We start from the raw sequence: 25302 nt of genomic DNA, 5'->3' as shown, positions 1-25302 counted from the left end.
GCCTTCAGCCGGCCGCGGGGGTGAAGGCCGCACGGGCGAGGCGCGGGAAGAAGAGGCCCTGGCCGATGCCGCGCACGGCGAGGAACACGAGGAGCGCCGTCCACAGGCCGGCGTTGCCGAGCGGCAGCAGGGCAAGAAAGGTCGCGAGGAAGATCGCAAACGCGGCGATCATCAGGTTGCGCATCGCCCGCCCCCATGTTGCGCCGATATAGACACCGTCGAAGGTGAAGGCCGCCGCCCCGGCGACGGGCGTGAGGGCGGCGAAGGCGAGGAAATCGCGCGCCATGGCGCGGACCTCGGCATTCGTTGAGACGAAGTCGATGAAGCTGTGGCCGAAGGCGAAGAAGGCGAGCGAGCTGCCGGCGCCGAAAACGAGGCACCAGAACAGGGCGAGCCCTGTCGCCCGCCGGAAGCCGTGCGCGTCTCGGCTGCCGAGCGCCTGGCCGCACAGCTGTTCGGCGGCGGTGGCGAAGCCGTCGAGGAAATAGCCGCCGATCAGGAACATGTTGTAGAGCACGGCGTTCGCCGCCAGCGTCACGTCGCCCTGGCGGGCGCCGTAGGCCGAGAAGATGCCGAAGGCGAGCAGCAGGGCGACGGTGCGCACCACGATGTCGGCGTTGAGGCCGAGCATCGCGAGCAGTTTGTCCCGCTCAAGGAGGTCTGCCCGCGACACCGCGAAGGGGCGGGAGCCGAGCCGCGCCAGCAGCAGGAGGCCAAGTCCTGCTCCCGCCGCCTCAGCCAGCAGCGTCCCGAGGGCAGCGCCCGTGACGCCGAGGCCGAGCCCGACGAAGATGAGCGTGAGGACGATGTTGAGGAGGTTTATGGTCACCTGCAGCAGCAGGCCGAGGTCGGTGCGGCCGCGGCCGATGACGCTGCCGAGGATGCTGAAGTTGGCGAAGGCGAAGGGCGCCGACCAGATACGCACATCATAGTAGGCCCAGGCGGCCTGGGTCACGGCGTCACTCGCCCCCACCAGCGCGAAGGCGGCAAGGCCGATCGGCCATTTGAGGAGCACGAGGATGGCGCCCGCCACGGCCGCGATAGCCAGGGCGCGGGCGAGCACGCGATCGAGCTCCCGGTCGTCGCCCCGTCCATAGGCCTGGGCCGTGAGGCCGGCCGTGCCCATGCGCAGTGCGGCGAAGCTCCAGAACAGGAAATCGAAGATGACGCCGCCGATGGCAACGGCGCCGAGCAGGTGCGCCTCGCCCAGCCGTCCGATCACCGTCGCATCGACGAGGCCGAGCAGCGGCGTCGTCACATGCGACAGCGTCATCGGCAGCGCCAGCAGGACGATGCGCCGATGGGTCGCCTCGATGCGGCGTGGGGCGCCTGCCGGATCGGCGATGGCAGTGGCCATGGCGGCTACCGGCGGCCGAACAGGCGCACGATCAGCCAGACGGGCACGACGATGACGGCACCGTAAAGCAGCCATTGGCCGACCTCGCGCACGGCCTCGAAGCCGCGTCCGATGACGCGACGGATGAAATCGACGATGCCGTCGACGAGGCCGAGCGGTGTGATGCCGAGGAAGGCCATGATGGCGCCGACAAGAATCGACAGGAAGATCAGCTTGACGAGGACGGACAGGGGCGAGCCGCCGAGAAAGCGCTGAAGCGAGCCGTTCGCCATGGTCCGATCCTTCGTCTGCCGTGGCCGTCCTTCGCTCTGGACCAGGCCGGCCTCGCGTGGTTTCCTCGCACCGGCACCTGCCGGCGTTGTGCGTGTGCGGTCATGCCGCCGCGCCTTTCACCACATGGACGATCCCTTCCTCGCGCGCAAGATCCCGATGCTCGATCCTCGCCTCTTCCATCCCGATGCCGTCGACCCAGAGACGGCGGCCCTCAACGCCGACATTCTCGCCCGGCTCACTGGCGCGCCCGACCAGTGGAGCGCCCCACCCGCCGTGGTGCGCGAGAACCGCGCCAAGGGGCTCGGCCCCTTTCCGCCGGCGCCGAAGAGCCCGCGGGCCCGGACCATCACCATCGAGGGGCCGGGCGGGCCGCTCGCCCTGCGCATCATCGCGCCCGAGGAGCCGCGCGGCGTCTTCCTCCACATCCACGGCGGCGGCTGGATGCTGGGCGCTCCCGACGAGCAGGACCCCTTCCTCGAGTTCTTTGCCGAGCGGCTCGGCTTCGCCGCCGTGTCGGTCGATTACCGCCTGGCGCCGGAGCATCCCTATCCGGCCGGACCGGACGACTGCGAGGCGGCGGCGCTGTGGCTGGTGCGCGAGGGGCGCGAGCGTTTCGGCACCGGGCGCTTCATCATCGGCGGCGATTCGGCCGGGGCGCATCTATCGGTGGTGACGCTGCTGCGCCTCAGGGGCCGGCATGGCCTGCTGCCCTTCGCCGGCGCCAATCTCATCGCGGGTGTCTACGATCTTGCGCTGACGCCGAGCGTCCGGCGCTGGGGCGATGAGAAGCTCATCCTCAACACGCGGGACATCTTCCTGTTCGTGCAGGGCTTCCTGCGCCGGGAGGGCGACGTGCGCTCGCCCGACGTCTCGCCGATCCATGCCGATCTCGCGGGCCTGCCGCCGGCGCTGTTCACCATCGGCACGCGCGACCCGCTCCTCGATGATTCGCTCTTCATGGCGGCGCGCTGGGCGGCCGCGGGCAACCGCAGCGAGCTCGCGGTCTGGCCGGGCGGCTGCCACGTCTTCACGCGTTTCGACATCGGCCTGACGCAGCAGGCGCTGGCGCGCATGGAGGCGTTCGTCGCCTCGCTCTAGGCTGTCAGGCGGCGCTCGGCGTGGGCACCTGCCCCGCCGCGACGATCCTCGCGGCGGCGATCACGGCCTGCGTGCGGCTCTCGACGCCGAGCTTCTGCAGGATGGCCGAGACGTGGGCCTTCACGGTGGCCTCGGAGACGGACAGCTCGTAGGCGATCTGCTTGTTGAGCAAGCCCTCGGACAGCATCATCAGCACGCGCACCTGCTGCGGCGTGAGACTGGCAAGCCGCTTGACGAGTTCGCTCGTCTCCCGGTCCACGGGCGCGGAGAGGTCGATGTCGGCCGGTGTCCAGTGGTCGCCGGCGAGCACGGTGCGGATCGCGGTGCGCATCTCCTCGGCGTCGAGCGCCTTGGGAATGAAGCCGGCGGCGCCGAAATCGATGCAGCGGCGGATCACGGACGGGTCGTCGTTGGCAGAGACGATGACGACCGGAATGTCGGGATGCTGGGCGCGCAGGTACATCAGGCCTGAGAAACCCTGCACGCCGGGGATGGCAAGGTCGAGCAGCACGAGGTCGGCAGAGACTGCGCCGAGGGCGGCGCACATTTCATCGAATGAGCCGGCTTCGACGATGGTCGCGCCGGCAACGACACCCGCCAGAGCCTGGCGCAAGGCGCCGCGGAACAGCGGATGGTCGTCTGCTATGATGATGCGTGCTGCGGAATCGCTCACGGCCCACCCCATGCTTTGCCGGGCCATTTTTCGCCGGGAAACGACGGGTCGGCAAGTCCTGCCTTCGTCGGTTCCGCACCTGCTGAGGCAATCCGTGCAGTCGCCGCGCCTCGTGACACGGAGTTACACGGAAGTTTGCCATGGGTCTTGGGTCGTGTCACACGAAGATGCAGCAGACGAGGGCTGAAGCGGGAGGCGCGGCATGACGGCAGGCGGCAGACCGGACGGTCAGGCACAGCGCCTCTTGCTGGCGGCGGCGGTGGCCTCCCTCGTCGGCCTCATGTGGCTGCTCGAGCGGGTCGGCGTGCCTGGTGCGCTGCTGACGCCCGTGCTGCTCTGCCTGCCGCTCGTGCTGTCCCTTCTCGTCGGGCTCTCGGCGCGCACGATGAGCCTCGCCACCTTCGATGCCGCCGACCGCAGCCTGCCGGCGGCCGTGGCCACGCTCGCGCTGCCGGTCGTGGTGCTGGCACTCGTCGTGCTGGCCGGCAATGCGCCCGCCCTGCGCTGGGGGGCTGTCGCGGGGCTTGTGCTGCATGCGGCCCTCGCGCCCTTTCTCCATCGCACCGCGGCACCGACGCCTGCCGGCACCCTTGCCGGGCGTTTCGGCTGGCCGGCGCGTGCTGCCGCCGTCGTCGTCCTCGTGCCCGTCCTCTTCGTCGCGCTCGTCCTGATGCTGCAGGACGCGGCCTTCGTGCTCGCCCAGTCGCTCGGCCTTGGCTATCCCGCCGCGCTGCGCCTCGTCCTGGCGCTCTGCGCCCTGGTAGCCATGGTGGGCGGGTTGCGGGCGGTCGCGGCGGTGCTGGCCGTGCAGGGCGGCTTTCTCGCCGGCCTCGCCGGACTTCTGGCCGCGACGCTCCTTGCCACCTGGTGGCACGCTTTCGTCGAGAGCGTCCGCTCGGGGGGGGACACGGTGCTGCCCGTTGCAGCGGCGGGCGCGGCACGGTTCGCCTGGCTCGCCGGCGGACCGGCGCAGGAGAGCGGCGTGACGGCCTTCCTCGTCGTCATGTTCGGCGTCGCCGCCCTGCCTCTCGTGACGGGCCTGTCCGCCGCTGTGCCGGGCAGGGGCCTCGCCGGCCGTGTGTCGCTGCGGGCGGCTGTGGTGCTCGCCGCAGTTGTCCTCGTCGCCGATACCGCCGAGGTCTATCTGCCGCAGTCCCTGCTCGGGGGCTCGTGGCTGCTGCGGCAGATGTCGTCGGTCGCGCATCTGGCGACGATGCTGGCGGGAGTCGCCGCGCTCGGCCTCAATCTCGGTCTCGTCCTGTCGCGCGATGTCTACCGGGTCGTCGCACCGCGCGCCTCCACGGCGCGCAAGACCATCATCGCGCGGCTCGCTGTCCTCGCCGCCCTGGGGGGCGCCGCGGCCGCCATTCCGCTGGCGGGGGGCATCGCCCCGGCCGTGGCCGTAAACCTGCTTCTCGGCGTCTCGGCGGCGGCCCTTCTGCCGGGGCTTGCCTTTGCGCTGCTGCCCGGCGGGCGGGGATGGACGGCCGCGCTCGCCATCCTCGGCGCGGCGGCGATCGTGGCCGTGGCTGAGTTGCCTGCGCTGTTGCCCTCGCTCGTTGCGGGTTCGCCGGCGCTCGCCCGCGCTGTAGGGGCGCTGGGCGATACGGCACCCCTGTGGGCGGCGGCGTGGGCGGTTGTGGTGATGGCGCTCGGCCTCGCGCTGTCGCGCGCGCGGGGTGCCGCCGCCGGTCAGGCGCTCGCGTCGTCCTGAGCCGCGCCGGACGCCGTGACGATCACCTCCCGCGCATGCGGCCGGTCGCGGTGCTCGATGAGATAGATGCCCTGCCACGTGCCGAGCGCGAGCCGCCCGGCGACGATGGGCACGGCAAGCGCGGTGTCGGTCAGCATGGTGCGGATATGGGCGGGCATGTCATCCGGCCCCTCGATGGCATGCACGTAGCTTTCCCCGCGCGGTGCGAGGCGCTCGAGCGCTGCCGCAAGATCGGTGCGCACGTCCGGGTCGGCGTTCTCCTGGATGGTCAGCGAGGCGGAGGTGTGGCGGCAGAAGACGGTGAGGAGGCCGTCCGCGATCCCGCTCGTGGCCAGCCAGCGCCGGATCGCCTGGGTGATGTCGGTGAAGCCGGGCCCGCGCGTGCGCACCAGAAGGCGCGCGCTGGCGTGGCGCGTCACGGGGCCGGCGAAGAGGGGCGTCGTTTCAATGGCTTCGCGTTGCGTCATGTCTTCCCTGCCTTCGTCGTCGCCCGTTCCCCGCGCGGCAGGAGGCGGGCGAGAGTGTCGAGACGATCGGCCTCGCGCGGCGGTTTGTCCCAGCGGATGCGGTTGATGCGGGGAAAACGCATGGCGATGCCGGATTTATGGCGCGTTGACTGCTGCACCCCCTCGAAGGCGACCTCGAGCACCAGGCCACGCTCGCCCGTGTGGATCACCTCCCGCACCGGGCCGAAGCGGTTGACCGTCTCGCGCCGCACGAAGCGGTCGAGCTCCTTCAGCTCCTCGTCGGTGAAGCCGAAATAAGCCTTGCCGACGGGCACCAGCTCGTCCCCTTCGGGCCCGCTGCGCCACAGGCCGAAGGTGTAGTCGGAATAGTAGGAGGAGCGCCTGCCGTGGCCGCGCTGGGCATACATCAGCACCGCGTCGACGAGGTGCGGATCGTGCTTCCACTTGTACCACAGGCCCTTTGGCCGGCCCGGAACATAGGGGCTGTCGCGGCGCTTGAGCATGACACCCTCGACGGCCTCGGCGTCGATGCCGGCGCCCGCCTCGCCCGGACGGGCGCGCGCCATGGCCAGCTCCTCCCAGCTTGCGAAGGGCACCAGCGGTGAGAGGTCCACGCGTCGGCCGGCGAGGCGGGCGACGAGCGCCTCGAGCCGCCGGCGCCGCTCGACGAAGGGCAGGGGGCGCAGATCCTCCCCGCCTTCGGCAAGCAGGTCGTAGGCGCGGATATGCGCCGGAAATTCCTGCATCAGGCGCGGGGTGATCGCCTTGCGGTTCAGGCGCTGCTGCAGGACGTTGAAGCTCTCGACGCGCCCGGCGCGCAGGACGAGGAGCTCCCCGTCGATGGTGCCGACGAAGGCCTCCTGCGCCAGGAGGTCCTCGCACAGGTCGGGGAATGAAGCGGTGATGTCCTCGCCGGTGCGGGAATAGAGGCGCACCACGCGCCGCCCGTCGGCCGTCAGCTCGCGCACGGCCTGGATGCGGATGCCGTCCCATTTCCACTCCGCGCAGAAATCGGCCGGGTCGAGGCGGGAGAATTCCTCCTCGTCGAGCGGGTGTGACAGCATCGGCGGGCGAAAGGGCGCGACGACGAGGCTTTCCGGTCGTTCCGCCCGGCCTTCGAGCCAGGCGAAGAGCGGTTCGTAGGGCGGGGAGAGCCCGTGCCACAGCTCTTCCACCGCGTTGGGATCGACGCCGCCAAGGGCCGCGACGGCTGTCTTGGCCAGGCGGGCCGAGACCCCGATGCGCAGCGAGCCCGTGATGAGCTTGAGCAGCGCCCATCGCCCGGTTTCGTCGAGCGCGTCAAGCCAGCGCGCCATGAGGCCGGGCAGCTCCGTCTTCGCCGTCTGGGACAGGCCCTCGACCACGTCAGAGAGGCGCGGCGGCGCAGCGTTGTGCCCGGCGCCGCCGGGTGCGGGCGCGGGCCACATGAGGGCGACGGTCTCCGACAGGTCGCCGACATAGTCATAGGAAAGGGCGAAGAGCACCGGGTCGGTCCGCTCTGCGATGAGCGCGCGCACTAGGCCGGGCTTGGCGTTGCGGAAGGACAGGCCGCCGGTGAGGGCGGCGAGAGCATAGCCGCGCTCCGGGTCCGGCGTGGTATGGAAGAAGTCCTCCATCAGCCGCAGCTTGGCGTTGCGGCGTGGCTCGAAGGCAAGCCGGTCGAGCAGCTCGGCGAAGTGGTTCATGCCGCAGGCTCCGCGCCGGCCGTCTCCGCGACGGCTTCCGCCTCTGCCTCGTCGTCGCCGTAGCCGAGCATGTGGAGGGGCCGTGCCGCGAGCCCCTCCCGCGTGCACCAGTGCACCAGCGCCTCCTCCGCCCCGTGCGTCACCCAGACCTCGGATGCGCCGGTCTCGCGGATCGTGCTGCACAGTTCATCCCAGCCGGCGTGGTCCGAGACGACGAGCGGCAGTTCGACGCCGCGCTGGCGGGCGCGGGCGCGCACGCGCATCCAGCCCGAAGCGAAGGCGGTAACGGGGTCGGGGAAGCGCCGCGCCCACAGGTCCTGCAGCGCGCCCGGCGGGCACAGCACGACCGCGCCAGCGAGGCTCTCGCGGCTGCCGGGCTCGACCCGCCGCAGGTCGCCGAGAGGGATGCCAAAGGCTTCGTAGAGCTGCATCAGCCGCTCCATGGCCCCGTGCAGATAAACCGGCCGGTCGTAGCCGCGCTGGCGCATGAGGGCGACGAGCCGCTGCGCCTTGCCGAGCGGGTAGGCGCCGAGGAGATGCGCCCGTTCGGGAAAGAGCGCGAGCGAGCGCAGCAGCTTGTCGATCTCGCCGCCGGCGTCTGGATGGCGGAAGACGGGCAGGCCGAAGGTCGCCTCGGTGATGAAGACGTCGCAGCGCACGGGCTCGAAAGGGGGGCAGGTCGGATCGCCGGCGCGCTTGTAGTCGCCCGAGACGACGACGCGCAGGCCGCCCGCCTCGAGAAGGATCTGCGCCGACCCGAGCACGTGGCCCGCCGGCAGGAAGGTGACGCCCACCGGGCCGAGCGTCACCCGTTCGCCATAGCGTACCGCCTGCGCCGAGCCGCAGAAGCTTTCGCCGTAGCGCGCGGCCATGATGGCGAGCGTCTCGGCCGTCGCCAGCACGGCGCCGTGTCCGGCACGGGCATGGTCGGAATGTCCGTGCGTGATCAGCGCGCGCGGCACCGGGCGCAGCGGGTCGATGTGGACATCCGCGAGAGGACAATAGAGCCCGGCCGGGGTCAGTGAGAGGATGTCGCGCGCCTGCATGAAACGAAGATAGTCGCTCGCCGCGCGCTCTTTAAGCCGGCGGCTCCCGAGGCCCTCACTTTCCCCTTGACGGAAGCCGGGCGCAGGCTTTTTTTCCCGCGCCTTCCTCATCACGTTTCTCGCCATCCATGCAGCTAACGAAGCTGACCACTTCCGGCGATCTCATCGTCGACAGACGCTATACCTTTGCCAAGACGCTGATGGAGGAGAAGGACTGGCAGGCCGCGGCCGATCTCCTTGCCGACACGGTTCGCCAGGTGCCGGAGTGGGCGCCGGCCTGGGTCGGCTTCGGCGACGCGCTCGCTGCGCTTGGCCGCACCGACGAGGCGCGTGAGGCCTTCGCGACGGCCCTGAAGCTTTCTCCCGACGACGAGCTGGGGGCGGGGCTTCGTCTCGCCCGCCTCGGGGCCCTGCCGGCGGAAAACGCCATGTCCGTCGGTTATGTGCGGGCGCTGTTCGACGAATATGCCGGGCAGTTCGACGCCCACCTGCGCGAGAAGCTGGCCTACCGTGGGCCGGAGCTTCTCCGCGAGACGCTCCTCGACCTGTGCCGCGAGCGCGGCCGCGAGCCGCGCTTCCGCCACGGGCTCGACCTCGGCTGCGGCACGGGGCTGATGGGCGAGGTGGTGCGTCCTCACGTCGACGTTCTCGCCGGCTGCGACCTTTCTCCGCGCATGGTGGACCGGGCACGCCGGCGCGGCTGCTACGACCGGCTCGCGGTGGCCGAGCTCACCGCATTTCTGGAGGCGGAGGCGCCGGGCAGCGCCGATCTGGTGCTTGCGGCCGACGTCGTGATCTACATCGGCGACCTCGCCCCCGTGATCGCCGCCACGGCCCGGGTGCTCGCTCCCGGTGGCCTTTTCCTCTTCACCACCCAGGCCGCCGCCGATGGGTCGTTGGATTGTGTGCTCGGCGAGGACATGCGCTTCGCGCACGGCACCCGGCACCTGCAGGGGCTGCTCGCCGATGCCGGCCTCGAGACCGTCCGGTGCCAGCCCGCCGTCTTGCGGCACGACGCCGGCAAGCCAGTCGAGGGTGTGGTCCTCGCCGCAGCGAAGCCCGGCGAAGGCGCCTGATGGCGAGGTGACGGATCGCCCGCGACTCGCTACCTCTTGGGCGTGACCGAGCCTGCTGCTGTGCCCACTGCGGCTGCCCTGCCGCCTGCCTTCACCGCCTGGTTCGCCGGGCGTGGCTGGCACGTGCGCCGGCACCAGCTCGACCTGCTGGCGAGCGCACGGGCGGGCCGCTCTGCCCTGCTCGTGGCGCCGACCGGCGCCGGCAAGACGCTCGCGGGCTTCCTGCCGAGCCTCGTCGAGCTGGCGCAGGCGCCGGACCGGGCCGGCCTCCACACGCTCTATATCTCGCCGCTCAAGGCGCTCGCCGTCGACATCGCGCGCAACCTCGAGGCGCCGGTGACGGAGATGGGGCTGCCGGTGAAGATCGAGACGCGCACTGGCGACACGCCGGCCCACAAGCGCGCACGGCAGATTGCCCGCCCGCCCCACATCCTCCTGACGACGCCCGAGCAGCTCGCGCTGCTCCTGGCCCATCGGGAGGCCGAGACGTTCTTCGCCAGCCTGCGACGGGTGGTGCTGGACGAGCTGCATGCGCTCGTCACCTCCAAGCGCGGCGACCTGCTGTCGCTCGGCCTCATGCGGCTGTTCGCGCTCGCGCCGCAGGTGACGACGGTCGGCCTCTCGGCCACGGTGCGGGAGCCGGAGGTGCTGGCGCGCTATCTCGTCCCGCAGCGCGCGGGCGTTGCCGCGCCGGACATCATTACCGTGAAGGAGGGCGCGCGTCCGCACATCGGCATCCTCGAGAGTCGTCTCGCCCCGCCGCTCGCCGGCCACACGGCGCTGCACGCGATGGAAGAGATCTACCGGGCGATCCGCGACCATCGCCTGTCGCTCGTCTTCGTCAACACGCGCATGCAGGCCGAGTTCGTCTTCCAGGAGCTGTGGCGGCTGAACGACGACGGCCTCGCCATCGCGCTGCACCACGGCTCACTCGATGCGGGCCAGCGGCGGCGCGTCGAGGCAGCGATGGCCGAGGGGCGGCTCAAGGCCGTCGTCTGCACGTCCACGCTGGACCTCGGCATCGACTGGGGCGACGTGGATCTCGTCATCAATGTTGGTGCGCCCAAGGGGGCGAGCCGGCTGATGCAGCGCATCGGCCGCGCCAACCACCGTCTCGACGAGCCGTCGAAGGCCTTCCTCGTTCCGGCCAATCGCTTCGAGGTGCTGGAATGCCGGGCGGCGCTCGATGCCGTCGCCGAGGCGGCACAGGACACGCCGGATGCGCGCACCGGCGCCCTCGAGGTGCTCGCCCAGCACGTGTTGGGCCGGGCCTGCGCCGGGCCGTTCGACGCCGATGCGTTCTACGAGGAGGTACGCGGCGCAGCGCCCTATGCCGGCCTGTCGCGGCGGGATTTCGACGACGTCGTGGCCTTCGTCGCCACCGGCGGCTACGCGTTGAGGAGCTACGAGCGTTTCGCGCGGATCGTGCGGGGCAAGGATGGGCTGTGGCGCGTCGCCAACCCGCGCGTCGCCCAGCAGTACCGGCTCAACGTGGGCACCATCGTCGAGGAGCCGATGCTGCGCGTGCGCCTCGCCCGCCCGCGCCGGGCGGGCGGCATGACCGTGGTGCGCGGCGGGCGCGTGCTGGGCGAGGTCGAGGAATATTTCGCGGAGGGGCTGACGCCGGGCGATACCTTTGTCTTCGCCGGCGAGGTGCTGCGCTTCGAGGGCATCCACGAGAACGAGGTTATCGCCTCGCGCACGGCGGCGGGCACGGACCCGAAGGTTCCCTCCTATGCCGGCGGCAAGTTTCCCCTGTCGAGCTTCCTGGCCAGCCGCGTGCGCCACATGATCGCCAACCCCGACGACTGGCACCGTCTGCCGAAGCCTGTGGCCAACTGGCTGATGGCGCAGAAGATGAAGTCGCGCCTGCCGCGACCGGGGGAGCTGCTGGTCGAGACCTTTCCGCGCGGCGGGCGCTACTATCTCGTCACCTATCCCTTCGAGGGGCGGCTCGCGCACCAGACACTCGGCATGCTGCTGACGCGCCGCCTGGAGCGGGCGCGGCTGAGGCCACTCGGCTTCGTTGCCAACGACTATGGCCTCGCCGCCTGGGGCACCGCGGACATCGGCCTCGCCGTCACCCAGGGGCGGCTGTCGCTCGCCGATCTCTTCGCCCCCGACATGCTCGGCGACGACCTGGAGGACTGGCTGGCGGAATCGGCGCTGATGAAGCGCACCTTCCGCCATTGCGCCATCATCGCGGGCATGATCGAGCGGCGCTTTCCGGGGCAGGAGAAGACCGGCCGGCAGGTCACCATGTCGACCGATCTCGTCTACGACGTGCTGCGCCGGCACGAGCCCGACCACGTCCTCCTGCGTGCGGCGCGCGCCGATGCCGCAACGGGGCTGCTCGACGTGCGGAGGCTCGGCGATATGCTGGTGCGCGTGGCCGGGCGAATCGTGCATGCGCCGCTCGATCACCTCTCGCCGCTGTCGGTGGCGGTGATGCTGGAGATTGGCCGCGAGATGGTCTACGGCGAGGCGGCCGAGCATATGCTGGCCGAGGCCGAGGCGGCGATGATGGAAGAGGCGATGCGGTGAACGCGATGGGTGGCGAGGCTATCCCGGCGGGCGAGGCGCAGGTGCTGCGCCTCGGGCGCCTCGATCTCGTCGCCGACCCTGCCGGCGCGCTCTTCATCCCGGACGAGGGGATGCTCGTCGTCGCCGACCTGCACCTGGAGAAGGCCTCCTCCTTTGCGGGGCGTGGCGTTTTCCTGCCGCCATACGACACGCGCGCCACGCTTGCCGTCGTGGCGCGCCTCGTCGCCCGCTACGCGCCGCGCGCCGTCGTCGCGCTCGGCGACAGCTTCCACGATGCCGGTGCCCATGCCCGCCTCGAGGTGCGCGATCGCGAGGCGCTTGCGGCGCTGCAGAGCGGGCGCGACTGGCTGTGGGTGACGGGCAACCACGACCCCGAGGTGCCGCGCGCCGCCGGCGGGGAGCGTGCGGCGGAGCTGCGCCTTGCCGACGTGGTGCTGCGGCACGCGCCCGGGGACAACGGCACGGCGGAGATCGTCGGCCACCTGCATCCGGCTGCCAGGGTCCGGCTCACTGGCCGCTCCGTGCGCCGGCGCTGCTTCGCTGCCGGGGCGCGTCGCATCGTCATGCCGGCGCTTGGCGCGCTGACGGGCGGGCTCAACCTGCGTGACGCGGCCTTCCGGCCGCTCTTTCCCGACGGCGTGACGGCGCTTGTGCTGGGCCAGCGGCTCTACGCCATCGGCTGGCCCCTGCTGCTGCCGGACTGAGCGTCAGTCCCGGCGGAAAATGACTGTCGCCAGCCAGCCGAAGACGACGGCCATGATGACGACGCCGAGGCCGTAGAGGATGGCGTGGTCGTGGGCGAGCGTGACCGTTGCCTGCTCGAAACCCGTCTTCACCACCTCGAAGTTGGTGGTCTGGCGGGCGAGCTGCGCGCCGTCCACGAACAGCGCCACCTCGACGTCGTAGTTGCCCGTGGGGGCGACGGCGGGCAGCGTGATGGGCGCACGAAAGATCGTTGGCGTGAGAAAGGTGACGCCGCGCGGATCCTCGGCGAATAGCCGCTGCTCCTTCTTGAGCCTGAGCAGCGCGTCGCGGAACGGCTCCTCGCTCACGATCTGTTCCATGCCCGGCGCCGTGATCTGCATGGCGAGGCCCAGGCGGTAGCGCGTGAGGAAGGGCCCGCCGGCGATCTCGCCGATGGGCCGCGAGGAGAGGACGGCGAGATAGGTCGGCAGGTCCACGAAGCGCCGCTGCGACGTGTTGAGCCAGAGGGGCCCCACCTTCTCCTTCTCGCGCACGATCGTGGTGCGGCGCGGCCCGCGCACGGTGATGACGATGTCGTAGGGCGCCGCCCGCGCAACCGTGCGCTCGTCCCGCTCGATGGCGCCGAAGACGACGATGGACGAGCCCGTATAGGTGGAGGTGATGGCGACACGGTGCGTCGAGAGGGACAGGATGAGCGTCTCCGCCGCAGCCGGGGCGAGCGAGGCGAGGAGCCCCGCGAGCGCGGCGGCCGCGCCGACAAGCAGCCAGGACGATGCCATCTGCGGGAGCCGCATCGCCGTCATGGCCGTGCTCCCACGGTGACGAGCGAGAAGGGATCCTGCGGTTCCACCACGATGTCGATGGCGAAGCGGATGCCGACGCCGAGGACGAGGATGGCGAGCAGCAGGCGGAACGATTCGCCCTTGAGGTTCTGCCCCGCCCGGGCGCCGAACTGCGCGCCCATGACGCCGCCGATGATGAGCAGCATCGCCAGCACCACGTCGACCGACTGGTTGGTGATGGCGTGCAGCAGCGTCGCCGCCATCATCGTGAAGAGGATCTGGAACAGTGACGTGCCGACCACCACGGCGGCGGGGATGCGGAAGAGATAGATGAGCGCCGGAACGAGGATGAAGCCGCCGCCGATGCCGAGCACCGCACCCGCGAAGCCGATGAGCATCGCGAGCGTGACGATGGGAATGACGCTGCCGTAGAGCTGCGAGCGGTGAAACCGCATCTTCCACGGCAGGCCGAGATACCAGGGATGTTCGCCCGAGCGGCGCGAGCGCGGTACAACGCCACGGCGCGTGGCCCAGATGGCCTTGAGGCTCTCGGCCAGCATCAGCGAGCCGATGATGCCGAAGAGCGTCACGTAGCTGATGACGATGATGAACTCGAGCTGCCCGAGGCGGCTCATGACATTGAAGAACCACACGCCGAGCAGGGTGCCGACGAAGCCGCCCGCCACCAGCACGCCGCCCAGCTTGAAGTCGAGCGCCTTGCGCCGCCAGTAGCCGAGGGCGCCGGTGACGGAGGAGGCTGTGATCTGTGCCGTCTGCGTGGCGACCGCGATCGCCGGCGGAATGCCGAGAAAGATCAGGAGCGGCGTCATCAGGAACCCGCCGCCGACGCCGAACATGCCCGAGATGAAGCCTACCGCCGCCCCCATGGCGAGGAGGGTGAACATGTTGACCGACATTTCGGCGATGGGCAGGTAGATGTGCACGGCACGGGACTCGGCGCTCGTCGAATGCGACAGCGGCCGCGGGCCGTCGGCACGCGGCTGCTGCGTCAGTCTAGGGGAGCGTCCCTTAACGTGGGGTCAAAACCAAGGCATGACAGGGGCGCCGTTGTGCCGTGCGCCGCGCCGCTGCCGCGCGGCGCCCTCACAGGCGCGAGACCTTGCCGGACGGCTGTTGCGGTGCCGGCGCGGGCGCGCTGGCGCTTTCTTCCCAGCCGCCCGTGGGCACCTCGTTGGCGGCCGGGTCCTGCATCTTGGGCTTCCAGCGGGCGACCGCCTCCTTGCCGACGGCCAGTTCGCTCGCCGTCAGGCTGCGGGCCATCTCGTCGCGTTTGGCGGCCGCATCCTTGTCGCCGTCGCGGGCGAGCACCGACAGCCAGGTATAGGTGGCAACGAGGTCACGCTCGGTGCCGAGGCCGCGCGCCAGCAGCACGGCGAGGTTGAACTGGCTGTCGCGCACGCCGAGCTCGGCTGCCTTGCGGAACCACTTTATGGCCGTCTCGTAGTCCGGCTTGCCGGTGATGCCCTCGGCATAGAGGACACCGAGGTTATGCATGGCCTTGGCATTGCCGGCTTCGGCGGCCTTCTCGTACCACATGCGCGCCGTAGCAACGTCGCGGGTGACGCCGATGCCCTTCTCGTAGTGGCTGGCGATGCGGTACTGCGCCGGCACGAGGCCGCCCGTCGCTGCCGCCTCGAACAGGCGTGCAGCCCTGGCCATGTCGCGGGGCACGCCACGGGCTTCGGCGAGGCGACTCGCGACCTCGTAGACGGCGGCAGCATCGCCGGCAGCGGCGGCCTTGCGCAGCGGTGCGGGCAGACCCTCCGCCGGCAGGTCGGCGACGTAGGTCGGCGGGATGAATAGGGGGGTGTGCAGGCTTTCCTTAACCTGCGAATCCCGTTCCGGCTCGGGGGCCGCCGGGGGACTGTCCGGAACCGCCGGGGCCGGCGGTGAGGACGGGATCGAGCCGGTCGTCGGCGGATCATTGTCGAGCGGGAGGGGGGTAGCGGCGAAGGGATTGAACAGGTCCGCCGTTTCGGCTGCGGCCTCGGCGGGTGGGGCCGAAGGCGCTGCCGCTTCCTCCCGCGTCGCGGGGGCGACGGTGTCGTGGGCAGCCGGCTCGGTCTCCCCCGTGGAAGGCGACTTGCCGGCGAGGCCGCTCAGCACCTGCGCGGCGCCGACGGCGATGACGATGGCTGCCAGGCCGATCAGCAGCGACTTGCGCCGGGCGGCAACGCCGTCCCTCAGCCGTGCCACCGGCGAGGCGCCGGCCTTGCGTCGGGTCGCCGCCGTCGGCCGCGGCTCGGCCCTCAGTGCGCGGACCGGGTCCTCGGCGGTCTTGGCCGGGGCTTCGCCCGCCGTGGGCTGTGCGGCCGCGTCCGGCAGGGTGGCGGCCGTCTCGGCCGCTGCCGCCTGCGCCGCTCGCCGGGCGGCAGCGATGAAGCTCGCCTTGACCGTCGCGGCGGGAGCCTCCTCGAAGGCCGGCGCGGCCGGCTTCGCCTCGCCCTCGGCGGGCGGCACGGGCTCGGCCGCTTGCCGGACGACGGGCGCGGGCGCGTCGGCCTCCGCGGGGCGTGCCGGCGGGACGGCCTCGTCGATGCGGCTGCGAGAGGGCTCGTTGGCCCTGAGCAGGGCATCGAGGCTGGCGCGTAGGTCCTCGAAGGCGGCCGACTCCTCCGGCTCGTCCTCGGATGGCGCTGCGGCGGCGGGGGCGGGGCGCCCCTCGAGCATGTCCTCCTCGAGCTGGGCGAGCCGGTCCACGATCCGCTCCAGCGTCTCATGCACGGCTTCCAGCGTGTCCTGGGTCCGCAGGTCGCTGGTGGCCTGGGTCGTTCTCAGCTCGGCGAGATCACGCTTGAGCTGGCCGATCTCGGCCGGCACTGCCTCGTAGGCCTCGGGCAGGGCGTTGCGGGCCGCCTCGGCCGCACGCTGGGCCGCCTGCTCGATGGCCGCAGCCGTGCCGTCCTGCAGCTCGCGCATCTCCTCGCGCAGCTGGCGGCGCATGTCGGCGAGGAGGTCGGCCATCGTCCGCTCGAGCGAGGCCATGCCCTGCTCGATCTGCTCTCGGTCGGCCGCAGCCGGCGTGGCCTGGGCCGCATCGATCCGGGCCGCGAGCTGGCCGATCTGCCGTTCCAGGGCATCGAGCCCGGTGGTGTCCATCTCGGCGGTGCGTATCTCCTCGATGCGCGCCGTCAGTGCATGGATCATGCTTTCGATGCGCGCGAGATCCGGCGCGGGGCGCTCCAGACGCTCGTCGAGGCGATCGAGACGGGCGAGGACGTCGCCGATCGGCATTTCCGCCACTGGGCGCAGCGCCTCGTCGATCTTGCGCGACAGGGTCTCCAGACGCGCGACGATGGCCTCGTCGGCGCCCGACCGGGCGGGTGCCGTCCCGCGCGTCGCGGGCGCGGGGCTGCGACGCGGGCGCTCCTCGAGCCGGCGGCTCATGGCGGCGAAGCGCTCGCCGAGCGACGGACCGTCGTCGAGTTCGCGCTGGCGGCGGCGGATCTCGGCAATGGCCACCTCGAGCCGACGGCGGGCGGCCTGCTCCTCCGAGACGAGCGTGCCGAAGGATGCCGGCTCACCGGCCGTCTGTCCGGCCCTGGCCACGGCCTCGAGCCGCTCCCCGACATCGTCGAGCGCATTGCGCAGCGCGTCCGCGTCCTCGTGCCAGCGCGAGACGGCGGCGGGAGCCTTGTCGGTGGAGAGGTGCCGCTCGATCTCGTCGAGCCGCCGGCCGATGGCGAGCAGCGCCTTGCCGATGGCGACGGCGGTCTCGTCCTGCCGCTCGGCCATCGCGCGCGTGCTCTGCTCCATCTGGGATTCAGTGCGCTCCATCCAGCGGGCGACGGCATCGAGCGCGCTTGCCGTGCGGGCCGCGGCGGCGCGTGTCTCGGCGAGGCTGCGCTCGCTGACGCGCGCGACGATCTCGTCGAGGCTCGGCATGTCGTCGGCGCTGTTGTGGCGCGGCGGGATGGCGGTCTGCGTGTGCTCGCGGGCAAACCGTTCGAGGCGCGCGCTGACTTCGGCGAGCGAATCACGCTCCGGCGCGGCCGGGGCCGTGTGGCCCTCCGCTGCCTGGTCGGCGATGACGTTGCTGAGCCATGCGCCGAGCGTCATTCCCGCCTTGCGCGCCGCCTCCTTGGCTGCATCCCGCGCCTGCGGGTCGATGCCCTTCACACTCCAGGGGGCGGTCTGTGCCATGGTGATCCCACTGCGCTGCCGCAGGCACGTCCTGCGCAATCCTGCCGGTGGGTCAAATTCTGCTGATTATGGTAAACATCCCGTTAACATTAACGGATCATGTACCGCTGAAATTCCAAGCGGTCCAGCGGGAAGGCGTTCCCCACGTTCCCCATTACGTTCCTGACTTGTGCCGCCCGGTGAGACGGGCCTCTTGGAACCGTCTGGCGGCCTCCAGTCTGGCGCGGTCATAGACCTTTGCCGTTGTGCGCTTCGTCGAGTGGCCGGCGACCTTCGCGGCGTCGTCGAGGTTGCTGCCGGCTCTGGTCGCCTCCGTGACGGCCGAAGCCCGAAGGTCGCGGCTCCAGACATCGGGGCCTATGCCTGTGCCCTTCCGGTCCTTGCGCCAGCCATACCAGAATTCGCTCTGGGTGTAGGGCAGTCGTGTGCGCTCGTAAACGACGACGGGCCCGACGCGCTTCTCGGGCGGCACTCTGGCGATCTCCTCGAGCACCATGGGACACAGCTTGAGGTCGATGACCACCTCGGCCCCGGTGGTGGCGTCTGTTTTGCTCGGCCGGAACCGCAGGATCATGTGCTCGTCGATGTTCGACCAGCGCAGGCCGTGCCACTTGCCTCGCGGCCCGATCACATCGGACGTGATGGGGTAGTCGAGTGGATACCATTGCCCGATGACATCCCACTGGCGCAGGGCGGTCTCGAACTGGAAGGCATAGGCGAGCGCGCGGGACGGGTTGCCGTTGGCATGGGCCGCCGCGCGAACCGCTTCGACGTGCTCTGCCGTCATCACCTTGTCGCGTGGCGCGGGCTTGGGAAATGACAGCTCGCGCAGGATGAACAGCAGATCACGGCATGGCTCATACCGGCACAGGGCTCCGAACTTCATCGCTTCCTTCAAGACGGCGACGGCGAATGAGCCGGCGGCGAGCTTCCGGCCTCCGTCCGTCCACACCTTCCACCAGCGCATCACGTCCGGCCCGGAGGTCATGGCGACGCTCGCCTCGCCGATGTGGCTACGGAGCCTCCTGAGGTAGACCGAATACGGGTGTCGTGAACCAGGTTTGAGCTTGTGGAACGGGCTATCGGGGTGCCGCTCGTATAGGTCGAGCGCTGATCCGATTGTGCCGTCGAATGCCAGGCTGTTGAGGCGGTCGCCGGCGAGCCAGTGAAGCATCGTCGTCTGGAGCTGCTTGCAGCGGGAGGCGATGACGATGGCGCTGGCCTCGGTGCCGTCCCAGAGGCTGTCAAGACTGACGGTGCCGCTGGGATAGCCGCGCTTGACAGCATCGTCGCGGGGCACCCAGTAAGGCACCCAGCGACCGGAGCGGGCGCGCCAGCGCCATTTCAGGCCGGGCGCATCTTTGATCTTGGGGCGCGGGGGGCGTTCCATCCTGCGGGGTTCTCCTGACCTGCCGGACGCGTCAGCGTAGCCGGGGAAAGGCCGCTGCGCACGTCGTAGAAAGCTTTGACGGCCGGAACGTAGCGGCCGCCGTGGGCTGGGTCGTGCGGCGGGAAGCCGGGCAGTTTCTCGAGCAGCTTGATCGAAAGCAGGTACTGCTTCGCCCGCTCTGGTCCGACGACGGCCTCGGCGATCTCGCGATCCGTCGCGAAGAGCGGCAGCTCATCAAGGGTTCTGATTTTGCGTCTGGTCATCCCTTCTCCTCGCGAAAAGATCCGGTGCCCGTTTCGGTCGCCTGCCGCGCCGCTGTTTTTCCTTCTTCGGTGGCGGCCTGCCGAACGTCCAAGGCGCGGCGGGGATGGGCGCAGCCGGGCTCGACAGCATGTCGAGGAGAGCACTGCCCTGCCGATGGAGCTCGCTGTCGCCTGGGGCGTCGGCGAAGCCGACCATGTCGAGCAGTGCGGCCGCCGCCTGTCGCGCGCTCGCCAGCCGTTCATCAGCGTCCGGCCATAGGGGGAGCGAATCCTGGGCGGTCATCGTTCTGCCTCCGATGCTCCTGCGCACTGGTGTTTACGAGCACCAATCGATGCGCCTCGGGCACCGCCCGCCGGGGCAGTGGTAAGGCACGGCGTGCCCCGCCTCGATCATCAGTCGAGCCACGTCGCGGCCGTCCACGTAGACGTGTGCCAGCGTGCGGCCATAGCGATCACGCCCCTGTCGGCGGAGGGTGACGGCGCCGGATGCCAGAAGGCTCCGCAGATGGGCCGTGGCGCGGTGCCCGCGTAGCCGCTCGCTCTCGCAGCGGGCCTGGTACGTTTCCGGTGCGTCCATGCCGATGATGCGCACCTTCTCCTCGCCGACGTAGATCGTATCGCCGTCGACGGCGACAATCGGTCCCTCGGTTGCGTGGGCGACGGTCAGGGCCGCGTAGATGACGAGAGAGAGAAAGAACATGCCGCCGAGAAGCCAGGCGGCACGCCGGCGGAAGCGTTGCGGTCCTGTGGGCGGCAGGTGGTAGCTTGGTGTGCGCATCAACATGGGCCGGGTTCCTTGTTACCGGGATCACCAGCAGGCTAGGGTCTATCCACGCAACTCGTCGATCTCCTCACCGGCCGGTCGGCTTAGTGAGCGGCCGCGTCATGCGCCGCCGGTCTGGTCGGCGTAGGCGGCGGCCTCCTTGAGCTTCTGGACGTGCGGCTCGAGCAGCTTCCGGCGGCGCTCGTCGAGCGCCTTCCAGAAGGCCCGGAGCTGCACCGTGCCGGACATCGCGACCTGCCGTGCTTCCTCCAGCAGCTTGTCGACCTCGGTGGCCGGTTGGTCTCCGGGAAAGTCCGCGCCCGTGCCGCCCTCGGGGGGCGGTGAGGACGACACGGGCGCGTCAGTTACCGCCGCGTGGGAGGAACGGGAGGCCGCGGCGGTGGGGGGAACATCGGCGCCGCGCGCCCATTCGGCGAGCATGCGGCCGGCTTCCTCGGAAATGGGCTTGCCCGCCGGGAACATGTGGCGGTGCTGGTCCTGCAGCTTGTGGGGCAGGTCGAATTGCGGGATGCCGGGGCGCTCGGGCGTCAGCGTGAAGCTCGCCGTCATCTCGTACATGAACCGCTTCTCGCAGATCGGCACCCAGCCGAGCGGGCGCACAAGCGTCCTGCCGTTCTCGCCGCGCACGATCTCGATCTTCTCGTCGGCGCGCAGGCAGAAGATGAGCGACGCGCGGCACTGGAGGAGCGCGTTCATCATCTTCTTGTGGGCCAGCTTCGGCTCCTTCCAGTTGCCGGGCGACTTCACGCCCTTCTCTGCGAGTTCGTCGGCCCAGTCCATGATGCCGCCCTCGCCGTCGTACTCGTGCGAGGCGCTGTCGATGATGACGACCTCGGCACCGGCCGCCTCGGCCGCCCGGATGCCCTCGATGAACCGCTCCGGCCGGAACGGCGGCCGCATGTCGGCGTGCAGGAACTGGAACCGGTCGGCATAGTGGAGGCCGCGCCGGGCCTCCGTGTCGATGAAGGCGATCTTGCCCTCGGGCGACATGCCGCGGGCGAGCCGCAAGGCGCTGAAGGTCTTGCCGCTGCCGCTGGCGCCAGCCAGGGCGATGAGCAGGCCGACTTGCTCGCGACGGGCGGGGGCGAACGTGAATGTCATCAGACAGCTCCGACAAGCTTCTTCGGCGCCGGTTCAGGGCGCCATGGAGCGCGAACGAGGAACGGGTCGATGCCCATCTCGCGCAGGCTCTCGTCTTCCATTTCGCGGGTGGTCCAGGCCGTCTCGGCAAATGCGGGGTATTCCGCCAAGACGACGCGGGCCGGATATCCAGGCCAGTTTCCGGTGGCGAGGCAGCGGTTCCAGAGTGAGATCGCGGCGGCGACCTTCTTGCGCCCGACCTCGAGCCCGATGTTGTCCAGCTCGGCCACCGTGCAGAGGTGCGGCGGGTCGTTCTCGACGAACGCCCACCGGAACCTGATGCGGCCGGCGAGCTCGGGCCGGAGGCGGACGACGACACGCTCATAGAGCGCGGCCTGAATTTCGTAGCCCATGTTGGCGATGCGCCGGCCGATGCCCTGGGGCGCGGCTGACTGGTCGCCGGTCTTGACGTCCCAGATGATCGCCTCGTCGCCGCGGTCCTCCCACATGTCAATCATGACTCGCAGCCAGGCGCCGGTGGGATCATGCGCGATGGCGACGAGCTCCGGCGTCCCGTTGGCGAAGCCCTCGCAATCCTCGATGCCGACGATTGCGGCGCGGGCCGCTTGGGCGATGGCCTCGGCCGCCTCAAGGTCGGGCCGCAGGATGGGAGCGAGCCCGGATGCATAGGCGTCGGCCCGCTGCTGGCGCGCATCCTTGGACGTGTAGGCGTCGGCCTCGATCACGCGGACGTCGCGCCCACGGCCGAGGATGAGTTTGTGGGCGACGGTGCCGATCTCCATCGGCCGCGTGGGGCTGGTGTCCGGCTTGTAATCCGGGTTGAGGCGCGGGTGCTGGTGCCAGGCGTGCCGGGGCGACTGCTCGAGCAGCACGCGGGCGATGGTCGACGACAGCGACGGCGCCTCGCATGGGTCGGCGTGGTAAACCTCGGCGGGGATGTCTGCGTGGAATCCGGCGGGGAGGTGCTGCATGTCAGACTCTCGTTTTGCCACCGCGATAGCGCCCGGTCTTGGCGATGGTGTCGACGCCATGTCTGGCGAGCGTGGCAGCCGTGATGGCGCGGTCCTGCACCACGGACAGCAGGTGCTCGACGCCAGCCGTGGAGCCGGCGCGGATCGCCTTCTCGGCGGCTTCCATGGCGCGGCGAGCCTCGGTCAGATGCTCGACCATCGAGCGGACGGCGAGGCTGAGGGCGGGGATCGGCGAAGGCTTCATCGTCACCTCCTGCCCCGCAGAATGAAATGCGCCACGGCCACCATGCAGACTGTCCAGCCGATGACGATGGTGGCAGCGACCGCCAGCCTTGTGATGATGGCGAGAAGACATACCGTCTCTTGCCCCGTTGCGGTCGCGGCGCTTGCTGGCGTCGCGATCCACAGGCCGTAGAAGAATGCGAACAGGATCGCGAAGCCGATGGCATCGGTGATGCTGTCGCGGGTCATGCCTGCTCTCGCTTCGTGGAGGCGAGGGCGGCGCGGTCTTCCCTCGCCTCCGCCCTGCGGATCACATCGTCGAGGCGGCTGCACGTGAGCCGCATCAGCCGCGCGCCCTCGTCGTTACCGGCTGCCGCGTCGCGGCGGGCGAGGAACTCGGCGATGCCCCGGTAGTCGTGGACGAGCGCCAGCAGCTCATCGCGCTCGGCCAGCAATCCGCGGATGGTGTCCGGGTCGCAGGCGGCGATATACGCAGCACGCGCCCCATGACCGTACAGCTCATATGGATGATGGTGAACGGTGCACACCGGGTATCCCTGAGCGTTTTCAATCGTATCAGTACGGCCATCCTTAAGCTCCCACGGCCCCGGCGTCGGCCCCATAGCCAGCGCGGCGCGGATAGATTGGAAGCGGTCGCTCATGCCTGCTCCCCCTTCGCTGAGATGATGGCGGCCATCTCGTCCTGCGCGTCCTTCGCCTTGGCGATGGTGTCGTCGATCAGACCGGCCCGGCGCTCCGCCATCGCGCTCATGAGCGCGTGATGCTGCCGGCGCGTCGCGATCTCGGCCGCCCGGAGATTGATCTTGAGGGTGTTGACGAGGCCGCCGCTTCGCGCGGGCGCCACAGCTTCGATCCGCTGGAGCGTGAGGATACGGCGCAGCCGGTCGGCCGGGTCGCGAGCCGACAGGCCCGGCTCGATCAGGTCGAGCTGCCACGGCTCGCGGGTGTAGTCATCGGCCCGTTCGTTCAGGATGCGCTCGGCCGTCTGGCGGGCGCTCTCGGCCACTGCCCGGCAGGCCTTCTCAAGGGCCTCTCGCGCCGCTGCGAGTGAGTGCGGGTGCATCGCGTCCCTCCGTTGTTGGAGGGACATTACCCAATATGGGGAATATCCGTCAACCCCAAAATGGGTAATGCAAGCAAAGCTGAACGGCGCCCATACTCATCAAGGGACGAGGAGATGGATTACATTCAAATTGCTACTGACTTCATGGTTTTCTTGGTCCGGAACGAAGAGGCTTTCGGGTCGGCGTTGGTCTTTTTGAATCAGGCGGCGGATGAGGGAATGGACTTGGTTGGTGCGCGAGGCGCTTTCGATGAATTTCTTGCCTCAGGAAAGCGTGACGATGTAGCAACCGTCGCCGTTGCGATGCGCTCCAAGGCCGAGACCCTTTATCAGTCAGATGAAGAAATAAGCACTATGCTCGCGTGCGGGGCAGCTGCAATTATCGCGGTCGTATCCTTTGGGTCGCTTGGCGTATACGAGCCGGGAAGTGTGGGGGACAAGGCGTTTCGTGCTGCCGCTAGATTCTATGGGTTCGCTCAAGCATTACGCGAAAAACTCTGGAATTAGCGAGGCACCATCTGTTTCACTAGGGCTGCCCAGACAACTTCCACGTCGTACATCGGTGGCTCGAACTGCGACAGCAGCGTGTAGCGGCCGGGGATCGAGCCGCGCATGAGCTTCTTTATGAGCTGGCGCCCGTCAGCGAGCATGACGACGCAAAGGCGGCCGATCATGTTCGGCGTCGGCGGATCATGCACATCGTCATAGAAAACCAGCCATTGATCGAAAAAGGTGCCAAGCGAGTCCCCGCGAATCTCGACCGCCACCGTGTCTTCCGTTGCTCCTTCTGGTGCGTCGACCTCATCGAACGGTCCTTGCCCCTCGCCGAAGATGTAGGTCAATGCTCCAGCGCCCACGTAGCCGACGAGCGGCACAGTCTTCCTGGTTGAGATGATGTCGGCCTCTGAAACGCCGAACGCTCTCGCCGCCGAGCTGATGTAGTCGCTCGTCAGCCGACGCTCACCGCGCTCCAGCTTGATGTACTGGCTGCGGGAGACCCCCATGGCCTCGGCAGCTCGATCGAGCGTCCAATTCAGGCTTGTCCGGATCTTTTTGAGATTGTTCCCCATGTTGGGGACAATGCCCACTTTGCGTTGCATTTGTCGTTTCCCAAGTTGGGGAATTTTCGCTTGACGATGTTTCCCATTTTGGGGAATATGCGGCGCCATGAAGCTCTCCGAATTCATGTCGGCCGCCGGCCTTGATGATGAGCAGATGGCCGCCTTGCTCGGCGGTTGTACGGCGCATGCCGTGAAGAAGTGGCGGTACGGCGAACGCTTGCCGCGTCCCGAGCAGCTTCGTCGCATCGCGGAAGTCACCGGCGGCCAAGTGACGCCCAACGATTTCGTTCTCGAGGTTCCCGAGCCCGCGGAGGAATCCTGATGGACGGGCCAATGAAGAAATCAGTTTCTCCCTCCGCCGTTGGCGAGGCCCATCCGTATCAGTTCATCGCGGAAGCGCTGCAGGACCTCTCCAGTACGCTGATCCGCCTGCAGCAGGGCGGATCCGATGCGGTTCAGGTCGCCGATGAAGGCCGTGAAGTCGTCCATCTCGACAACGCCTCGACGCCGCAAGGTGTCGAGCAGCGTGATCAGAAGGACAGCAACGGCTGTCGCGGTGGGGTCGCGGGTGTTCCCGCACGGTTTTTCTCCTGATGGTGGCTCTGACAAATGATCACGCTCAATTGTTCAGCCGCAACGGCACGGGCGCTTGGCGCCGAACCCTACAAGCCGGGTCAGAAGGTGCCTGGCACGCACATCGTGATCACGACCGACGACGGCTCTGTGTGGCTCTGGCGCATCCAGGCTGGCGCGTTTCAGACGTGAGCAGCGTCATGGCTGATCCACTCCTCGACGTCTTAACCCAGCTTTGTGTCGAGCGCGGCATCCGCCCAGCGGGAGCC

29 protein-coding genes are annotated in these 25302 nt (G+C 69.5%); 9 read left to right on the top strand and 20 right to left on the bottom strand.

Features of this window, described 5'->3' with window-relative positions; genetic code table 11:
• Positions 1-4: 4 nt before the first annotated feature.
• Both HNQ73_RS03965 and HNQ73_RS03960 read right to left on the bottom strand, forming a co-directional pair.
• Positions 5-1357, bottom strand: coding sequence for an MATE family efflux transporter (locus tag HNQ73_RS03965; RefSeq protein ID WP_183332501.1), 1353 nt, complete (start codon positions 1355-1357; stop codon positions 5-7).
• 5 nt (positions 1358-1362) lie between these two features.
• On the bottom strand, positions 1363-1629 hold the full coding sequence (locus tag HNQ73_RS03960) for a DUF6460 domain-containing protein (protein WP_183332499.1): 267 nt from the start codon (positions 1627-1629) through the stop codon (positions 1363-1365).
• A gap of 157 nt (positions 1630-1786) precedes the next feature.
• Between HNQ73_RS03960 and HNQ73_RS03955 the strand changes: the two genes are divergently transcribed.
• Complete coding sequence (locus tag HNQ73_RS03955) at positions 1787-2728, top strand: alpha/beta hydrolase (RefSeq protein WP_183333300.1); 942 nt, start codon at positions 1787-1789, stop codon at positions 2726-2728.
• Positions 2729-2732: 4 nt separating this feature from the next.
• Here HNQ73_RS03955 and HNQ73_RS03950 read toward each other — a convergent pair whose 3' ends face one another.
• Entirely contained in the window at positions 2733-3413 is a 681-nt protein-coding gene (locus tag HNQ73_RS03950; protein WP_183333298.1) for a response regulator, read from the bottom strand.
• A gap of 190 nt (positions 3414-3603) precedes the next feature.
• Here HNQ73_RS03950 and HNQ73_RS03945 point away from each other — a divergent pair, with 190 nt between their 5' ends.
• Positions 3604-5115, top strand: a complete 1512-nt coding sequence (locus HNQ73_RS03945) for a hypothetical protein (RefSeq protein ID WP_183332497.1) — start codon at positions 3604-3606, stop codon at positions 5113-5115.
• On the opposite strand, the gene HNQ73_RS03940 is transcribed toward HNQ73_RS03945, so the two are convergent.
• Genes HNQ73_RS03940 through HNQ73_RS03930 form a run of 3 tightly spaced genes read right to left on the bottom strand, consistent with a single transcriptional unit; the run spans position 5094 to position 8313 of the window.
• On the bottom strand, positions 5094-5582 hold the full coding sequence (locus tag HNQ73_RS03940) for a secondary thiamine-phosphate synthase enzyme YjbQ (protein ID WP_183332495.1): 489 nt from the start codon (positions 5580-5582) through the stop codon (positions 5094-5096). The two genes, HNQ73_RS03945 and HNQ73_RS03940, sit on opposite strands and share 22 nt — an antisense overlap.
• Complete coding sequence (locus HNQ73_RS03935; RefSeq protein WP_183332493.1) at positions 5579-7267, bottom strand: cisplatin damage response ATP-dependent DNA ligase; 1689 nt, start codon at positions 7265-7267, stop codon at positions 5579-5581. The genes HNQ73_RS03940 and HNQ73_RS03935 overlap by 4 nt, the downstream gene beginning before the upstream one ends.
• A complete protein-coding gene (locus HNQ73_RS03930; RefSeq protein ID WP_183332491.1) occupies positions 7264-8313 on the bottom strand; it encodes a ligase-associated DNA damage response exonuclease in 1050 nt (349 codons plus the stop codon). Before HNQ73_RS03930 ends, HNQ73_RS03935 begins: the two co-directional genes overlap by 4 nt.
• A 128-nt stretch (positions 8314-8441) precedes the next feature.
• Here HNQ73_RS03930 and HNQ73_RS03925 point away from each other — a divergent pair, with 128 nt between their 5' ends.
• The 3 genes from HNQ73_RS03925 to pdeM are packed head-to-tail and all read left to right on the top strand — an operon-like array spanning position 8442 to position 12637.
• Positions 8442-9389, top strand: a complete 948-nt coding sequence (locus HNQ73_RS03925; RefSeq protein ID WP_183332489.1) for a class I SAM-dependent DNA methyltransferase — start codon at positions 8442-8444, stop codon at positions 9387-9389.
• Positions 9390-9449: 60 nt separating this feature from the next.
• Complete coding sequence (locus HNQ73_RS03920) at positions 9450-11933, top strand: ligase-associated DNA damage response DEXH box helicase (RefSeq protein ID WP_183332487.1); 2484 nt, start codon at positions 9450-9452, stop codon at positions 11931-11933.
• Between the two features lie 5 nt (positions 11934-11938).
• Positions 11939-12637 (top strand): ligase-associated DNA damage response endonuclease PdeM, encoded by a 699-nt coding sequence (gene pdeM, locus HNQ73_RS03915; RefSeq protein ID WP_183332485.1) that lies wholly within the window; start codon positions 11939-11941, stop codon positions 12635-12637.
• 3 nt (positions 12638-12640) lie between these two features.
• Here pdeM and HNQ73_RS03910 read toward each other — a convergent pair whose 3' ends face one another.
• From HNQ73_RS03910 to HNQ73_RS03850, 13 genes are all read right to left on the bottom strand, one after another.
• Entirely contained in the window at positions 12641-13441 is an 801-nt protein-coding gene (locus tag HNQ73_RS03910; RefSeq protein WP_183332483.1) for a TIGR02186 family protein, read from the bottom strand.
• Positions 13438-14364: a sulfite exporter TauE/SafE family protein gene (locus HNQ73_RS03905; RefSeq protein ID WP_183332481.1), complete on the bottom strand. Its 927-nt coding sequence runs from the start codon at positions 14362-14364 to the stop codon at positions 13438-13440. Before HNQ73_RS03905 ends, HNQ73_RS03910 begins: the two co-directional genes overlap by 4 nt.
• A gap of 160 nt (positions 14365-14524) precedes the next feature.
• Positions 14525-17584, bottom strand: a complete 3060-nt coding sequence (locus tag HNQ73_RS03900) for a tetratricopeptide repeat protein (protein ID WP_183332479.1) — start codon at positions 17582-17584, stop codon at positions 14525-14527.
• Between the two features lie 154 nt (positions 17585-17738).
• Positions 17739-18974 carry a tyrosine-type recombinase/integrase gene (locus tag HNQ73_RS03895; protein ID WP_183332477.1) on the bottom strand — a complete coding sequence of 412 codons (1236 nt, stop codon included), beginning with the start codon at positions 18972-18974 and terminating at the stop codon, positions 17739-17741.
• Positions 18929-19237, bottom strand: coding sequence for a hypothetical protein (locus HNQ73_RS03890; protein WP_183332475.1), 309 nt, complete (start codon positions 19235-19237; stop codon positions 18929-18931). The genes HNQ73_RS03895 and HNQ73_RS03890 overlap by 46 nt, the downstream gene beginning before the upstream one ends.
• Positions 19209-19520 carry a hypothetical protein gene (locus HNQ73_RS03885; protein WP_183332473.1) on the bottom strand — a complete coding sequence of 104 codons (312 nt, stop codon included), beginning with the start codon at positions 19518-19520 and terminating at the stop codon, positions 19209-19211. The genes HNQ73_RS03890 and HNQ73_RS03885 overlap by 29 nt, the downstream gene beginning before the upstream one ends.
• Positions 19521-19553: 33 nt before the next feature.
• Positions 19554-20021 (bottom strand): thermonuclease family protein, encoded by a 468-nt coding sequence (locus HNQ73_RS03880; RefSeq protein WP_183332471.1) that lies wholly within the window; start codon positions 20019-20021, stop codon positions 19554-19556.
• Between the two features lie 99 nt (positions 20022-20120).
• A complete protein-coding gene (locus tag HNQ73_RS03875) occupies positions 20121-21122 on the bottom strand; it encodes an AAA family ATPase (RefSeq protein ID WP_183332469.1) in 1002 nt (333 codons plus the stop codon).
• Positions 21122-22093: a PD-(D/E)XK nuclease-like domain-containing protein gene (locus HNQ73_RS03870; RefSeq protein WP_183332467.1), complete on the bottom strand. Its 972-nt coding sequence runs from the start codon at positions 22091-22093 to the stop codon at positions 21122-21124. The genes HNQ73_RS03875 and HNQ73_RS03870 overlap by 1 nt, the downstream gene beginning before the upstream one ends.
• Before the next feature lies 1 nt (position 22094).
• The gene (locus tag HNQ73_RS03865) at positions 22095-22337 is read right to left on the bottom strand and encodes a hypothetical protein (protein ID WP_183332465.1); all 243 of its coding nucleotides are present in this window, start codon (positions 22335-22337) and stop codon (positions 22095-22097) included.
• Positions 22338-22339: 2 nt separating this feature from the next.
• The gene (locus HNQ73_RS03860; RefSeq protein WP_183332463.1) at positions 22340-22564 is read right to left on the bottom strand and encodes a hypothetical protein; all 225 of its coding nucleotides are present in this window, start codon (positions 22562-22564) and stop codon (positions 22340-22342) included.
• Positions 22561-22977 carry a hypothetical protein gene (locus tag HNQ73_RS03855; RefSeq protein WP_183332461.1) on the bottom strand — a complete coding sequence of 139 codons (417 nt, stop codon included), beginning with the start codon at positions 22975-22977 and terminating at the stop codon, positions 22561-22563. The genes HNQ73_RS03860 and HNQ73_RS03855 overlap by 4 nt, the downstream gene beginning before the upstream one ends.
• Positions 22974-23399: a hypothetical protein gene (locus HNQ73_RS03850; RefSeq protein ID WP_183332459.1), complete on the bottom strand. Its 426-nt coding sequence runs from the start codon at positions 23397-23399 to the stop codon at positions 22974-22976. Before HNQ73_RS03850 ends, HNQ73_RS03855 begins: the two co-directional genes overlap by 4 nt.
• Positions 23400-23513: 114 nt before the next feature.
• Here HNQ73_RS03850 and HNQ73_RS03845 point away from each other — a divergent pair, with 114 nt between their 5' ends.
• A complete protein-coding gene (locus tag HNQ73_RS03845) occupies positions 23514-23906 on the top strand; it encodes a hypothetical protein (protein WP_183332457.1) in 393 nt (130 codons plus the stop codon).
• Here HNQ73_RS03845 and HNQ73_RS03840 read toward each other — a convergent pair.
• On the bottom strand, positions 23903-24568 hold the full coding sequence (locus HNQ73_RS03840; protein WP_244649863.1) for an XRE family transcriptional regulator: 666 nt from the start codon (positions 24566-24568) through the stop codon (positions 23903-23905). The two genes, HNQ73_RS03845 and HNQ73_RS03840, sit on opposite strands and share 4 nt — an antisense overlap.
• Between HNQ73_RS03840 and HNQ73_RS03835 the strand changes: the two genes are divergently transcribed.
• Genes HNQ73_RS03835 through HNQ73_RS03825 form a run of 3 tightly spaced genes read left to right on the top strand, consistent with a single transcriptional unit; the run spans position 24567 to position 25225 of the window.
• The gene (locus HNQ73_RS03835; protein WP_183332455.1) at positions 24567-24782 is read left to right on the top strand and encodes a helix-turn-helix domain-containing protein; all 216 of its coding nucleotides are present in this window, start codon (positions 24567-24569) and stop codon (positions 24780-24782) included. The two genes, HNQ73_RS03840 and HNQ73_RS03835, sit on opposite strands and share 2 nt — an antisense overlap.
• Before the next feature lie 11 nt (positions 24783-24793).
• The gene (locus HNQ73_RS03830; protein ID WP_183332453.1) at positions 24794-25054 is read left to right on the top strand and encodes a hypothetical protein; all 261 of its coding nucleotides are present in this window, start codon (positions 24794-24796) and stop codon (positions 25052-25054) included.
• Between the two features lie 15 nt (positions 25055-25069).
• Positions 25070-25225: a hypothetical protein gene (locus HNQ73_RS03825; RefSeq protein ID WP_183332451.1), complete on the top strand. Its 156-nt coding sequence runs from the start codon at positions 25070-25072 to the stop codon at positions 25223-25225.
• Positions 25226-25302 lie beyond the last annotated feature (77 nt).

This window comes from Chelatococcus composti (assembly GCF_014201415.1).
In the GTDB taxonomy this organism is placed as follows: domain Bacteria; phylum Pseudomonadota; class Alphaproteobacteria; order Rhizobiales; family Beijerinckiaceae; genus Chelatococcus_A; species Chelatococcus_A composti.
Note: the sequence above shows the minus strand (reverse complement) of the source record. Positions and strands in the feature narration are given on the sequence as shown.